This is a genomic window from Salinicola halophyticus, assembly GCF_003206695.1.
Lineage (GTDB): Bacteria > Pseudomonadota > Gammaproteobacteria > Pseudomonadales > Halomonadaceae > Salinicola > Salinicola halophyticus.
In genome coordinates this window covers 538,042-551,549 of the sequence record NZ_PZJN01000006.1, presented here as the reverse complement: position 1 = coordinate 551,549, position 13,508 = coordinate 538,042, and the positions used below count along the sequence as shown (strand labels likewise).

At 57.4% G+C, this 13,508-nt stretch carries 12 protein-coding genes and 1 tRNA gene; 8 read left to right on the top strand and 5 right to left on the bottom strand.

Going from position 1 to position 13,508, the window contains the following annotated elements:
* The first annotated feature begins 30 nt into the window (after positions 1 to 30).
* Positions 31 to 1,542, top strand: coding sequence for an MFS transporter (locus DOM58_RS10325; RefSeq protein ID WP_110692755.1), 1,512 nt, complete (start codon positions 31 to 33; stop codon positions 1,540 to 1,542).
* 90 nt (positions 1,543 to 1,632) lie between these two features.
* Here DOM58_RS10325 and DOM58_RS10320 read toward each other — a convergent pair whose 3' ends face one another.
* A complete protein-coding gene (locus DOM58_RS10320; RefSeq protein ID WP_075562701.1) occupies positions 1,633 to 2,481 on the bottom strand; it encodes an oxidoreductase in 849 nt (282 codons plus the stop codon).
* A gap of 21 nt (positions 2,482 to 2,502) precedes the next feature.
* On the opposite strand from DOM58_RS10320, the gene DOM58_RS10315 reads away from it, so the two are divergent.
* Together DOM58_RS10315 and DOM58_RS17615 are read left to right on the top strand one after the other, a co-directional pair.
* Positions 2,503 to 3,549, top strand: a complete 1,047-nt coding sequence (locus tag DOM58_RS10315; protein WP_245392227.1) for an AraC family transcriptional regulator — start codon at positions 2,503 to 2,505, stop codon at positions 3,547 to 3,549.
* A 204-nt stretch (positions 3,550 to 3,753) separates the two neighbouring features.
* Positions 3,754 to 3,915 (top strand): TetR/AcrR family transcriptional regulator, encoded by a 162-nt coding sequence (locus DOM58_RS17615; protein ID WP_223162157.1) that lies wholly within the window; start codon positions 3,754 to 3,756, stop codon positions 3,913 to 3,915.
* Positions 3,916 to 4,628: 713 nt separating this feature from the next.
* Here DOM58_RS17615 and DOM58_RS10305 read toward each other — a convergent pair.
* The 3 genes from DOM58_RS10305 to DOM58_RS17730 all read right to left on the bottom strand — a co-directional run bounded on the left by DOM58_RS10305 (position 4,629) and on the right by DOM58_RS17730 (position 8,320).
* On the bottom strand, positions 4,629 to 6,191 hold the full coding sequence (locus tag DOM58_RS10305) for a hypothetical protein (RefSeq protein ID WP_157957529.1): 1,563 nt from the start codon (positions 6,189 to 6,191) through the stop codon (positions 4,629 to 4,631).
* Between the two features lie 107 nt (positions 6,192 to 6,298).
* Complete coding sequence (locus DOM58_RS10300; protein ID WP_110692752.1) at positions 6,299 to 6,595, bottom strand: helix-turn-helix domain-containing protein; 297 nt, start codon at positions 6,593 to 6,595, stop codon at positions 6,299 to 6,301.
* A gap of 1,260 nt (positions 6,596 to 7,855) precedes the next feature.
* Positions 7,856 to 8,320 carry a hypothetical protein gene (locus DOM58_RS17730; protein WP_245392248.1) on the bottom strand — a complete coding sequence of 155 codons (465 nt, stop codon included), beginning with the start codon at positions 8,318 to 8,320 and terminating at the stop codon, positions 7,856 to 7,858.
* Between DOM58_RS17730 and DOM58_RS17725 the strand changes: the two genes are divergently transcribed.
* Entirely contained in the window at positions 8,219 to 8,431 is a 213-nt protein-coding gene (locus tag DOM58_RS17725; RefSeq protein ID WP_245392244.1) for a tyrosine-type recombinase/integrase, read from the top strand. The genes DOM58_RS17730 and DOM58_RS17725 overlap by 102 nt on opposite strands.
* A 49-nt stretch (positions 8,432 to 8,480) precedes the next feature.
* Here the strand turns inward: DOM58_RS17725 and DOM58_RS10285 are convergent.
* Positions 8,481 to 8,557, bottom strand: a tRNA-Ile gene (locus DOM58_RS10285).
* Between the two features lie 84 nt (positions 8,558 to 8,641).
* On the opposite strand from DOM58_RS10285, the gene DOM58_RS10280 reads away from it, so the two are divergent.
* From DOM58_RS10280 to DOM58_RS10260, 4 genes are all read left to right on the top strand, one after another.
* On the top strand, positions 8,642 to 9,250 hold the full coding sequence (locus tag DOM58_RS10280) for a hypothetical protein (protein WP_245392226.1): 609 nt from the start codon (positions 8,642 to 8,644) through the stop codon (positions 9,248 to 9,250).
* Between the two features lie 3 nt (positions 9,251 to 9,253).
* Positions 9,254 to 9,997 carry a 4'-phosphopantetheinyl transferase family protein gene (locus DOM58_RS10275; protein ID WP_110692751.1) on the top strand — a complete coding sequence of 248 codons (744 nt, stop codon included), beginning with the start codon at positions 9,254 to 9,256 and terminating at the stop codon, positions 9,995 to 9,997.
* A gap of 79 nt (positions 9,998 to 10,076) precedes the next feature.
* Positions 10,077 to 10,973 carry a lipid A hydroxylase LpxO gene (gene lpxO / locus DOM58_RS10270; protein WP_110692750.1) on the top strand — a complete coding sequence of 299 codons (897 nt, stop codon included), beginning with the start codon at positions 10,077 to 10,079 and terminating at the stop codon, positions 10,971 to 10,973.
* A 301-nt stretch (positions 10,974 to 11,274) separates the two neighbouring features.
* Positions 11,275 to 13,419 (top strand): TonB-dependent siderophore receptor, encoded by a 2,145-nt coding sequence (locus tag DOM58_RS10260; RefSeq protein WP_110692749.1) that lies wholly within the window; start codon positions 11,275 to 11,277, stop codon positions 13,417 to 13,419.
* Positions 13,420 to 13,508 lie beyond the last annotated feature (89 nt).

The following is a 13,508-nucleotide window of genomic DNA, read 5'->3' as shown; positions in this document are numbered from 1 at the left end:
AGTCTTCATCCCGATACCGGACGAGAGCCGATGTTCCTGTTTCCCGCTATTCCACGCCGCTGGTTGATCCTGCTCGCCGTCATGCTGGCCTTCCTGCCGGTGATCATCGACATGACGATCCTGCATATCGCCGTGCCCTCGCTGACCCTGGCGTTGGACGCCTCCGCCACCGAGGTATTGTGGGTCATCGACATCTACCCGCTGCTGATGGCAGGCCTGCTGGTGCCCATGGGAACGCTGGCCGACCGTATCGGCAATCGCCGCGTCCTGCTGACGGGTCTGGGAATCTTCGGCACGGCTTCGCTACTGGCCGCCTTCGCCCCGACGCCAGCCATGCTGATCGGGACACGGGCACTGCTCGCCCTGGGCGGTTCGATGATCATGCCGTGCGTGCTGGGTATCATCCGCCGCACCTTTGAGGATGACAAAGAACGCGCCATGGCGCTGGGCCTCTGGGGTACGGTGGGCGCAGCCGGCGCGGCGCTGGGGCCACTGATCGGTGGTGCCCTGCTGGAGCATTTCTGGTGGGGCTCGGCCTTTCTGATCAACGTGCCGATCATGCTGGCCGTCATGCCGCTGGTCTATCTTTTGCTGCCACGCACCGAGGAAACGACATCGGGTCAATGGACGCCCTGGCAGGCCGTGTTGCTGATCGCCGGCATGCTCTCGCTGGTCTACGGCATCAAGGCGGCCTTCGGTGCGACACAGCCGTTGTATTTGGCACTCTCCGTGGCGCTGTCCGGCCTTGGCCTGCTGCTGGTCTTCGTACGTTTGCAGTTGCGCGCACCGGAGCCCTTGCTCGACCTGTCGCTATTCTCGCGCCCGCCAATCCTGGCCGGCATCATCATGGCCGTGGTCGCGAGTGGCGCACTGGCCGGCGTCGAGCTGACGCTGGCACAGGAGCTGCAGTACGTCTTGGATAGAACGCCGCTGCAAGCCGGCATCTTCATGATCCCGATCATGGCCGCGGCCGCTCTCGGTGGCCCGGTCGCCGGCTACCTTTCCAACCTGTTCGGCCTGCGCCTGGTCGCCAGCCTGTCACTGGCGATTGCCGCAGCGGCTTTGGCATGCCTGGCCCGTTCCGACTTTGGGCATCCGGGGCTGACGGTACCCCTGATGCTGGCGCTCCTTGGCCTGGCCCTCAGCATCGGTCTGACCGCCTCGTCCATCGCCATCATGAGTTCGGTAGCGTCCAGCCAGGGCGGAGCGGCGGGTTCGTTGGAAGCCACGGCATACGAACTCGGCAGCGGACTGGGAATCACGCTGTTCGGTGTGTTCCTGTCCAGCGTGTACAGTCGCACCATCTTGCTGGCACCCGACATCACCCCCTCTCAGGCCGAGCGCGCGGCGCGCTCCATCGGTGACAGCTATGTGGTCGCCCGGGACCTCGCCGAGCCGCAGGCGACAGCACTGATCGCGGCAGGCAAAACCGCATTCTCCTCCAGCCATTCGATCCTGTTGATGACCGCCGCCGCCCTGCTCGCAGCTCTTTCCATCCTGGTAATCTACTTGCTCAGAGAGCATTCAACGTCTCGGCAATGACTCAAGGCGAAGATGCGCCGGGCCTCTGCTCTGCCCATCCCAGCCCAGCCCAGCCCCTCATCTTCGGCCCTTATCTTCAGCCCTTCGCCGTCAGCCGTCGGTCGAACGCGTGAGCGTTTCCCATGCCTGGATCTCGTCGCTCATCGCTGACAGTTTATCGCGAACCAGTCCGAGCGCGTCGCTGCCCAGCAGCAGATGCGCCGGCGGCGTCTCGCTGGCGATGATGGCCAGCATGGCGCGGGCAGCCTTTGCCGGATCGCCAAGCTGCTGCCCGCTCTTCTCCTCGCGGGCACGCCGGATCGGATCGAACAGCGCGTCGTAATCGGGAATCGAGCGCGGTGTGCGAGACATCGAACGGCCGGCCCAGTCGGTACGAAACGAGCCGGGGGCCACGGCGGTGACGTGGATATTGAACGGCTTCACTTCCTTGCCGAGCACCTCGGAGATCCCTTCCAGCGCAAACTTGCTGCCGCAGTAATAGGCAATGCCCGGCATGGTGATGAAGCCGCCCATCGAGGTGATGTTGAGGATATGCCCGCAACGGCGGGCACGCATGTAGGGCAACACGGCCTTCGTCACGGCAACCGCACCGAATACGTTCACCTCGAACTGGCGACGCATCTCGGCCAGCGTGGACTCCTCCATGATCCCTTCGTGGCCGTAGCCGGCGTTGTTGACGAGAACGTCGATCGGCCCGACGCTCGCCTCGATGTCGGCCACGACACCGTCGATGGCATCGAAGTCGGTCACGTCGAGCACCCGGCCCACCGCGTTCGCCGGGTCGAGCTGCTCGAACGCTTGCCTGGCCTGTTCGTTGCGCACCGTGCCGACGACGCGGTGACCGCTAGCCAGCGCTTCCTGAGCCAGCGCCCGGCCGAAGCCGCTGCTGACGCCGGTGATGAGAATGAGGTTGTTGGACGACGATTTGCTGGACGACATGGCAATAGCTCCAATGAATCAGTGAGAGCTGCACATTACGCCTTTGATTTCCTTCCTTTCAGGCTTATTGTTCTAGTTTTATTGCCTATTCTTATCATCTCACGCGATACGATGAACAAGACCATTCCTACTCCACCGTCGGCTGTACAGCAGCACATGGTGGCGTTGCTTCGGGCGCTGGCGCCGAACGAGGGCTACAATCTGACCGCGCTGCCCGACGTGCGCATCCTGCGCTCGGATCGCCCCTTATCGCGTACTCCGGTTCTGTACGATCCTGGCATCGTGCTCGTATGTCAGGGGCGAAAACAGGGGTTCTTCGGTGATCAGGTGTATCTGTACGACGAGCAGCACTACCTGGCGGTCTCGGTGCCGGTGCCCTTCACGATGGAAACCGAGGCGACGCCGGAACACCCGCTGCTGGCCATCTACATCCACCTGGATTTCCAGCTCGCCGCCGAGCTGATGATCCAGATCGAGCGCGATGCCGGGACAGCACGGCCGAGTGCGCCGCAGAGTTTGATGTCCAGCCCCATGGACGCGGCGTTACGGGCATCTCTGGTGCGCTTTCTCGAAGCGATGAACCAGCCGCTCGAGGCGTCGATTCTTGGCCCGGCGCTGGTTCGAGAGCTCTATTTTCGCGTGCTCAGCGGAGCACAGGGCGATGCGATGCGAGCGGCGCTGGCCATGCGCGGGCAGTTCGGAAAGATCGGCAAGGCGCTACGCTGTATTCACGCGACTTACGCCCAGCCGCTCGATCTGGCGCAACTCGCCGGTGAAGCCGGCATGAGCGTTCCCACGTTCCACAACCACTTCAAGACCATTACCCACACCTCGCCGATGCAGTACGTGAAATCCACGCGGCTGCACCAGGCGCGCTTGCTGATGGTGCGTCAGGGAATGACCGCCGAGGCCGCCTGCCATGCCGTGGGTTATGCGAGCCCTTCGCAGTTCAATCGGGAATTCAAACGGCTTTTCGGATTGACGCCGGCCGCTGAAACGAAGCGCATGCGGGAGAATTTCGCAATACCACCAGCTTTCGCCAAATCGGATTACGTCTCGTCGCACTGAGATCGATCAGGAGTCCGAGCGGCGCAGCTCGCTGACGGACAACCCTATTGCCGAGATCAGGAAATAGATGGCGTGATTGCCCTCCGACTAGTAGGTAGCCTTGAAAAGCCAATAACAAAATCCGCCTATCGTCACGGCCACGAGGGATTGGCAAGAAATTCCAAATTAACGCCGAGACCCCGAGGCCGCCCCCGGGCCTTCGATATGGAAACCGCACTGGATATGGGCCAGCGACTATTTCATGCCAGTAGCTACGAGGCAGTGGGATTGGCAGCACTGACCGACACACTGGGAGTGAAACCGCCCAGTTTCTACAAGGCGTTTGGTAGCAAACCCGAGCTTTTCGAGCAGGTCATCGAGCGCTAAGCGCGATCTGCCCTCGCGCTGGACGAGATTCTGCTTCCCTGCCGGGCACCGGTCGACGCACTGGCAGAATTGCTGGAGAGCGCCGCACGAACCTATGCGCGAGATCCGGTACAGCGGGGGTGCCTTGTTCTCGAAGCCGCCCGAGGCAATGACGGAGATGACAGCGTCATTCATGCACGCCGGGTGGCAAATCAGCGCCGTGATCGAATTCGCGAGTTCGTCGCCCGCACCCATCCGGAGCACGCATCCGCGGTGACCGACTTCGTGGCCAGCACGATGTCCGGGCTTTCAGCCAGTGCGCGAGAAGGCATGGACGATGCCCGACTACTCAACGTGGCCCGCACTGCCGTTGCGGGCTTGGAGGCTTGGAGGCGCAATTGGATGCGGATTGATGGTGGGTATGCACCTTCATCTCATTGTTGAGGTCACCTAGGCGTTCGACAGGTTCGGGATCATGTCGAGCGGCTAACATCAAGCTGGCAGCTACCTGGCCGAAGGACTGCTTATCAATGGGGAGACTTCGAGGATGGTGGGCCCAGTAGGACTTGAACCTACGACAAAGGGATTATGAGATGTGTCCATAGCGGTTCGCTCTGGCCGGTTACGTTTAAATTCAATCGGTTAGGAAAAGCGCTTGTCTGGCTGCATACCATTATGGCCAATGGTGGTGGACGCTGTGTGGTCAAGGTGTTGTGAAATTGCACATAAAATATTTAATTTTCAGGACTGTTTTTAGGTCGCATATCTAGAATTATTATTTTTTCATCATCCGGCAAATCTGAAACTTTGTCTTCAAGCAATTTCATGATTTCATCTTCCGCAATATCTGCGGGATCACAACAAACCTTGTCTAGAATTGTTACCGGCATTCTTCCATAAACCGTCCTGCCATTTATTACCTTCTCCCCAGATGCATCCATGACAATACAAACACCCAGAAGATAATTGCTTATTATCACGCCTTGAAAAAATGCAATACCGGTAATCTCATCTGCTCCCCACTTCACCTCTTCATCCAGCTCCATCTTTACTTCTAAACTGTCTCGGAAAAGCATATTTTCAAAGTGCTTTATGTTTGACTCTCTAGCATTAAGCTCTTCCAAACTTATGGATAGACATTCTTCTAAATGATAGCACCTCTCAATTGAAACAAGGCTTTCCACTCCGCGCAAATCATCTGCGTGTTCAAACCCTCCTCCTTCTCTGTGTATAGTAAAATCAATGTCATTATTACCAGAAACAACAACTTTACAATATCCTTGGCCTTTCTGAGAGTAAAAGAACTTTACTAGTTCAAGCACTCCCTTCAAATCTTTAAGCTTATGCCTTGACCTATAATCCAGCTTAAACTTGTAAGAGATTTTGCTTGTGAATGGATATACTAAAAGCTCAAACAATTCTGAGTTAACTCTGAAGCATTTCTTTTCGTTAGGAAGCATTTCCGATAACGGAGAAGCATAAAGCTCTATATCGAACTTCAAACCCGGCGCATGCCTGGCTTCCTTGAAAAAAATTGTCCCTTTGGCCTTCGGCTTAACATTATCTAGCCTTATAACTCCAGCCCCCCCGAACACTGAGCCTGGTCTTTTCAATCCAAACCTTTTTTCAAATGCTTCTGCTTTGGAAACTTCTAATTCTTTATCAACACCCAAGCTCATTTCATGAAAGGTAATCAAGCCTTCAGGACTGCTCGTTTCAAAATTAAGCTCATACGCTCCTTGTTCGTATCCTGCTTTCTCTAAATACTCAGTTTTTGTTCTAACATATCGAGAGAAATCGCCACCGACTATTTGCTCTACAGCCAGCTTGAAATATTTTCCGTGAACCTCAGACAACTGCTCGCTTTTGCCGTACTTAATCGTCATCGTTTTTTTATTTAACTTAGCCCCATTCCCTTGGACTTTTTCCCTGTCTACTCTCTGTAGCACCTTCCATATCAAATCTCTATCCAAATGAACCAAGTAAGCTTTTTCAACCTTGGCATCATCATCAATTTTTAAGAATAAATAAAAAGCCAACCCGGGGTAGGTCGCCATTTTCCTAAGATTGGAAAGACTTACGTCCCAACCTCTTTTATTTTTTGAGGTTGCCTTAACCTGGACTTTACATTCAGCTTGAGAATCATGAACAAATGTTTTTTCAGCATTTACATCAAGGGGAAATTCGACGAATGCGTCCCATCCATTTGCATCAACCTTAGAAACATTGGCCGTTAATCCTACCTGAAAGCACATTGTTTGTAGGACTGATTCACCTAAATTACCGAGATCTTTCATATCACCCTCTGCGCTGAATGAGGCTTTTATTTTCAATCGAGTTTGATTTGTAGCTTTCCCTTGTCCCGCCCATCACTCGTTCCCTGTTCCCTGGTACCAGCGTTCGGCTACTCGCCTCGCGACCCGGTATCCGTTCCTGTCGGCTTGAGCCGATCTCTGGTCCGTTCTATCTCCGGGCTCACCTGCCCCGCTGCTTCGTTGACTTGCCCCGTCATCAGCCAAAGTGAGTATTTCGGCCATTGGATGCAGATGGCTTCCAGCATCTCCCCTTTCGGCGCTCTTCCTGATTGTTCGATGCTCTCCACCGTTTTCTTAGCCACACCAATGAGTTGCGAAAACTCGTGACGTCCGGACGTCTCAGCTTCGCGAATTTCTCGCATTCTTTTGGCTAACTCACTAGACATGACCCAACTTCTTAGTATACTGATTACATGGGTACCATATTTTGAGGATACCCGCTGGTTTACCCGTGAAAATTTCACGGAATCAAAACATACCACAGCGAGCCAAAACGAGCCGATACGACAATGGAAAAGAATAACGCGCCCCAGGTCCCGGCCACCGTGCCAGTCATGACCATCGAGCGATTCTCAGAGCTAACCGGCCTCTCATATAGCGCCATCAAGGGTCAGCTTCAGCTCGGCAACCTTCCGCTGTTCAAGATCGGCCGTCGCCCCATGGTCAACATCGCCCTTCTGACCACTGAGTGCCTCCAGTCGGAGGAATGGTCATTAATCACGTCGTCCCCCATATCTCCAGCATTCGTGTAGATCACCACACAATCAGTGATTTACAGCGCTTTTTTCGCACAAATCTTTGCGACTTAACTTGCGTTAGGGCTGTTTACTTCTATTCACAACTAATCATAATTAGCCGTGCGATAGGACGCAGGGTTGATGACCTCAACCCCTCGGAGAAGGACCTCCCCCAACAACCTGCCGCTAGTGAAGCACCCGCCACTGTGGGCTTCGTTAGCGATGCACACCGGTTAAACGTTTCGGGTTGCTTCCCTGCGGCCGCTTCAACCCGGTATGGCAAACGCTCCCTGCTGAACGTTTCCCATAACCGGGTTTCTTTTGGCCAGTGTCGCATTTCGTCGACTATTCCTGTGCGCCTTCGAGGAGTAGCATCGGTAGATGCAGCGTATGCAATTAGCGTTTGCTCGCTTAATAGGTGGGTAGCGCCCAACGGCTACCGGACTGCGCAGAAACATAGCGACCATGAACCTCCTATACACCAAATGACGTCCTGACAAGATCAGCTGACGCACCCCCCACCCGCAACGATGTGTGGCTCGATAAGGCCCTCCATCCGTTGCGGGTTTTTTATACCAATTGTATCTTCTGCTCACTCTTTTCCGACGTTAGCCGACTTGCTGTCGCTGATATCTTTCGCCTTTGGTCTAATATTTACGTTTGGATTGAAAAAAATTATAACAAGACCAAAATATTCTTTGCTTAGGCGTCGTTTAATGAAGACACTTTCTACATCAAGCCGAGCTCGGGTTCATTAATCCACACCGGCTTCACCGCGTTCATGGTCGCCTTCCAAGGAAAGCGATCTTTTCCGGCCCATAAGTTAGGCACTTCCCCTAGTGACGCTTATCGGGCCGTTTTTTTGTCCCCGATTTTTGCCCCAACCGCGTTCCCCTTGGTCCGTGGCGCTTACGCTTGCTCGTCTTTCCCTGCCCGACAGGCTTCCCCAGCGTCACGGGCCTTTTTTCTCCCTGAAGCGATTACGCGTTCACTCCTGAATGCGCATCGCAACAAACCTGCAGTACCCACCCACACGAGGAACACCCAATGACCACCGCGAAGAAGCAACCCGTTCGCGTGTTCCTGGAACAGGCCGACCACTCTCGGTTTCTTGTCCAGGCTGGCATGAACCAAAACGGACGCAACCGAGCCGTGCCGATCAGTGTCGACCTTTATGAAAATTTGAAGAATCACGGAAAATGAAGCGGCAGTCTGTTCGCCCAGGACGCCTATCAGGCTTTCTCTGAGGCAATGAACCGAACGGGAATTGAGCTGCCTAAGGGCCAACGAACGCACGTTCTGCGTCATACGTTCGCGAGCCACTTCATCGTAAACGGCGGTGACTTGCTCGCGCTGCAGAAGATCCTCGGACACCAGACGATTCAGATGACTATGCGCTATGCCCACCTCTCACCCGATCATCTGGCGGACAGCATCAAGTACGGTCCGAAATTCGAGTGTGGTCAAAGTGTGGACACGGCATAGAAATGGAACCCTGAAACGGGTCGAAAACTGACGTAAGCTACTGATTTTATGGTGGGCCCAGTAGGACTCGAACCTACGACCAAGGGATTATGAGTCCCCTGCTCTAACCAACTGAGCTATAGGCCCTGAAACGCGGGAGCCGTATGATAACCAAAGCGGCCGGCACAGGCCAGCCGCTGTTGAACGTCATGAACGTCCAGGGAGGACACGATGTCATCGAACACAATCATCCGCCGGATTGCCGGTATCGGCTTGGCTGCGGGCCTGGTGACATTCTGCGGACTGGCCCAGGCCGCATGGCAGCTCGACCCCAATCAGTCTCGGGTGACGGCCACGGTGACCGAGATCACCAGCGGCGGCGAGTCGATTACCCACGAACACTCGCTGCGCCGCATGGAAGGCCAGATCAGCGCGGACGGTACGCTGAAGCTGCCCGTGCGACTCAATCAGACGGACGTGCTCGATCGGCTGGGCGACCTGCCCCCGTGGATGTCATCGTTGACCAACACCACCCTGGTGACGGTGGTCACGCAACTGCCGCCGGAGCGGATCAATTCGCTGAAGGTCGGTCAGTCGACGGTCGAGATACTGACCCTGCGCACGGACTCCAACGGCGAGCAGCGCCAGGAAAAATTGCCGGTACGTTTCACCCGCGAGTCGGCTGATGTGGTGCGCGTACGCAATGCCGAGCCGGTCTCGCTGGATGGCAAGGAACTGATGAAGAATCAGAACGTGCGTTCGATTCTGTCGCTGATGGGTTACCAGCAGATCGGCGATGACGTGCCGGTCGAGCTCAACGCCGTGCTGGTCGATCGTTGATCGATGTCTGAAGTCAGACCACTGATCGAAACGTTGCCATTCGGCTGCCACTCGCCCAGGAGCGAGTGGCCCTGGCAACTCGCATTTCCCGAAGCCTGCTTTAGCGCCCTTCGCTTCGATACCCACGCCTTATGTGAAACCGATCTCGATGCCTGGGATCTCCCGACGCCCGAGCGCCTGAAAACCGCCGCCGCAAAACGGCGGGCGGAGTTCATGGGTGGGCGCCTTGCCGCTCGGCACGCCATCGGTGCGCTGACGGGCTCGCCATCGACACCTGCGCAGGACGCCGAGCAGCTTCCCGACTGGCCCGCCGATACCGTCGGCTCGATCACCCATAGTCGAGGTCTGGCAGCAGCGGTCGTCGCCAGGCGCCCGGACTTTCACGGCGTCGGGCTGGATGCCGAGGTCGTGATGAGCAACGAGCGCGCCCGGCGCCTGGCGCCGCAGATTCTGGTGGGATCGGAGCAGGAGTGGTTCGGACGGCTAGGCGTCGAGAGTCAGGGGGAATTCGTGACGCTGGTGTTCTCGCTCAAGGAGAGCCTGTTCAAGGCGCTCTATCCGCTGGTGCGTCGGCGCTTCTACTTTCCGGACGCCCGGCTGATCGCCTGGGACGCTCGCGAGGGCTCGGTCACCATCGAACTGCTCAAGACGTTGTCGTCACAGTGGCCGGCGGGCAGTCGTCTATCCGGGCACGTCACGGCCATCGATGAGTATCTGTTGACGCTGATCATGATTCAGGGAAAATAGTAAGCCAACAAATCATTTGCGCGACATGCGATTGCATCAACCGCGATCGCGACTGGCTAGCCCCTGGAACACTCCCCCTATGATCAAATGGATTCTCATACTGCTTTTTCTGGCTAGTGTGCTTTATACACACTACCGCGGTCGCGTACGCCACAAGCCGCTGCGCCAGGCCTCCGACCATTCCACTTTCATGGCCCCGATCAACGCGCTGATGACGCTCTTCGGCCGCGACAGGGATCGCCCTTATCACGATCTGGCGAGCTATCCGGAACTCGAACGACTGACCGGTAACTGGGAGACGATCCGAGACGAGGCGATGGCGCTGCAGGATCATATCAAGGCGTCTTCACGCTACGACGATGCCGGTTTCAATTCGTTCTTCCGCCGCGGCTGGAAGCGCTTCTATCTGAAGTGGTACGGCGAAAGTCATGCCTCGGCCGAGCAGCTCTGCCCGCGGACCACGCAGCTGCTGGCCGGCATTCCCAACGTCAAGGCGGCGATGTTCGCCGAGCTGCCGGCAGGCAGCCATCTGACCTTGCACCGCGATCCCTACGCCGGCTCGCTGCGCTATCATCTGGGCTTGATCACGCCCAACGACGACCGCTGCTATATCGATGTCGATGGCGAGAAGTACAGCTGGCGCGACGGCGAGGCGGTGATGTTCGACGAGACCTATCTACACCGTGCCGAGAACGGGTCGGATCAGAATCGCATCATTCTGTTCTGCGACATCGAACGGCCGATGAAGTATGGCTGGGCGCGCAGCCTAAACCATTTCTTCGGCCGCACGGTGATGGCCGCTGCCAGCTCGCCCAATGACGACAGCGACCGCACCGGCGGATTGAACCGCGCCTTCAAGTACATCTATGCCGTACGCCGACAGGGCAAGGCGCTGAAAAAACGCAACAAGCCGCTCTACTACGCGATCAAGTGGGCGCTGTTCGCGTTGGTCATTATTGCGATCATCGCCTGGTAGACGAATCCGGCGGGCCACTCATGGTCCGCCGCTTTCCATTTCCTTCTTCTCTCTCTGCCTTCCGCTCCCGCTTCCCGCTTCCCGCTTCCCGCTTCCCGCTTCCCGCTTCCCGCTTCCCGCTTCCCGCTTCCCGCTTCCCGCTTCGGTGGATCATCGCCGCCCTTCGACCGATTGTGTACCGCCCGACGCCGTTTATTGAAAATAATTGTCATTTCGGTTCAGGAATTCGACTCCTCTCCGTCTTCTTCTGGGCAACGTCCATGGATAAGAACGAGTTTCATTCAAGGGGAGTCTGTCATTCATGCATCATGTTCTGCGTTACCCGGTAAGTGCACTGGCCTGCGCTTGCCTGTCGTTCCCGGTCTGGGCCCAGCAGACGGGTGACGATACGGCATCCACCTCGGCATCCGGCGGCACGGCGGCCAGCAGTACCTCTCTCGATACCGTCACGGTGACCGGACAGTCTGCCGCCACTAAGACAGAGACACCCGTCGTCGAAACCCCGCAGACCGTCTCCAATGTCGACCGCGAGGAAATGGACGAACGTGGCGTTCGTACGCTGCGTGAAGCCGCGCAGTACACGCCCGGGGTCTACACCAATCAGGTCGGGGCCTCGAACCGCTATGACTATCTGGTCATGCGGGGCTTCTCCGACGGCAGCCTGAGTAACACCTATCTCGACGGGCTCAAGGTGATGGGTGACGCCAACGGCTATAGCTCGATGGTGATCGATCCGTGGTTTCTGGATAACGTCGAGATCGTCAAGGGGCCGGCGTCGGTGCTCTATGGCCGCTCGTCACCCGGCGGCCTGGTGGCGTTGACTAGCAAGAAGCCGCTGTTCGAGGGTCGCAACGAGCTGCGCTTCAGCACCGGGACCAACAGCCAGCGAAGCGCCGCGTTCGACTTTTCCGGGCCGCTGGATGACGAGAGCCGCGTCGCCTATCGCCTGGTCGGGATCGGCAGCAAGAGCGATACCCAGTTCGGGCCGATCGAGGAAGAGCGCTACGCCATCGCGCCGTCGATCACCTGGGACGCAACCGATGACACGTCCGTCACCTTCATGGCCTACCTGCAGAAGGACCCGGAAGGCGGTTACCACTCCGGCGTGCCCTACGAGGGAGCCGTCAGCAGCCATAACGGCCGCCACATCGGCAATGATTTCTTCGACGGCGAAGACGACTACGACAAGTTCGAGCGCACCCAGCGCATGTTCGGCTATGACCTCGAGCACCGTTTCAGCGACAACGTCACCGGGCGTCAGAAATTGCGCTATCTGAATTCGGACGTCGAACTGAATCAGGTCTACGGCTACGGCTGGGTGTCGCCGGACTCCAACGAACTGAACCGCTATTACTCCGGCGGCCGCGAATCCCTCGACGCCTGGACCGTCGACAACCAGGTGGAGGCGAAGCTCAAGAGCGGCTTCATCGATCACACCGTGCTGGTCGGCGTGGACTATCAGAAGCGCAAGAACGACGTGGAATGGACCGCCGGCGCATTCCCCAGCATCGACGCCTTCAACCCCAGCTACGGCGCCGATCCGATCGGAGAGATTGGAGTCACCAACGACGAGCGCCATGAACTCACCCAGACCGGCATCTATCTGCAGGACCAGATGGCGATCGATCGCTGGCGTCTGACCCTCGGCGGCCGCTACGACTGGGTCGATATCAAGAACACCGACCATCTGAACGATACCGAAAGCACTCTCGATGACACCCAGTTCAGCGGCCGTGCCGGCGTGCTCTATCGCTTCGATAACGGGATCGCGCCCTACCTGAGCTACAACACCGCTTTCACCCCGACCAGTTTCGTCGATGGTAACGGCGATCTGCTGGAACCGATGGAAGGCGAACAGTGGGAGACCGGGCTCAAGTATCAGCCGCCGGAAAGCCGCGATCTCTACACCTTGTCGCTGTTCCGGATCAATCAGGAAAACGTGGCGACCAAGGAGCAGCCCACCGACGACTATCGCTCCGTGGGCGAGATCCAGTCTCAGGGCGTCGAGCTGCAGGCGCGCACCTACCTGACCGACAACTTCCGGTTGCAAGCAGGCTACAGCTATACCGACATCACCTACGAGAAAAGCGACGTGCCCGGCGAGCAGGGTAACCACGCCATCTATGCACCGCGCCATCAGGCCAGTCTCTGGGGTCACTATACCTTTGACCGCGGCGCTCTCGACGGACTGGATGCCGGCGTCGGCGTGCGGTACTACGGCGATATCTACGCCGACCGCGCCAACACCGAGAAGGTACCCGACTACACTCTGGTGGATGCCGCCGTGGGCTACGACCTGAACCAGGTCGGGCTAAAAGGCGTCAACGCCCGGGTCAACGTGGGCAACCTGCTCGACAAGGAGTACGTCGCCTCGTGTAACTCGCTCGAGTACTGCTACTTCGGGGCGGAGCGGAATGTCACCGCCACCGTTTCCTATCAGTTCTAGCGTTTATCCGTTCCAGCACAGCCCGTTCTAACACAGCCCGTTCCAGCACGGGCCGTTCTAGGACGTCCCGCGCTGATCGATCGCCGGCT

Coding starts and splice junctions, on each gene's coding strand:
- DOM58_RS10325 (WP_110692755.1), top strand. CDS start 31: ATGTTCCTGTTTCCCGCTATTCCACGCCGCTGGTTGATCCTGCTCGCC.
- DOM58_RS10320 (WP_075562701.1), bottom strand. CDS start 2,481: ATGTCGTCCAGCAAATCGTCGTCCAACAACCTCATTCTCATCACCGGC.
- DOM58_RS17615 (WP_223162157.1), top strand. CDS start 3,754: ATGGAAACCGCACTGGATATGGGCCAGCGACTATTTCATGCCAGTAGC.
- DOM58_RS10305 (WP_157957529.1), bottom strand. CDS start 6,191: ATGAAAGATCTCGGTAATTTAGGTGAATCAGTCCTACAAACAATGTGC.
- DOM58_RS10300 (WP_110692752.1), bottom strand. CDS start 6,595: ATGTCTAGTGAGTTAGCCAAAAGAATGCGAGAAATTCGCGAAGCTGAG.
- DOM58_RS10280 (WP_245392226.1), top strand. CDS start 8,642: ATGTCATCGAACACAATCATCCGCCGGATTGCCGGTATCGGCTTGGCT.
- DOM58_RS10275 (WP_110692751.1), top strand. CDS start 9,254: ATGTCTGAAGTCAGACCACTGATCGAAACGTTGCCATTCGGCTGCCAC.
- lpxO (WP_110692750.1), top strand. CDS start 10,077: ATGATCAAATGGATTCTCATACTGCTTTTTCTGGCTAGTGTGCTTTAT.
- DOM58_RS10260 (WP_110692749.1), top strand. CDS start 11,275: ATGCATCATGTTCTGCGTTACCCGGTAAGTGCACTGGCCTGCGCTTGC.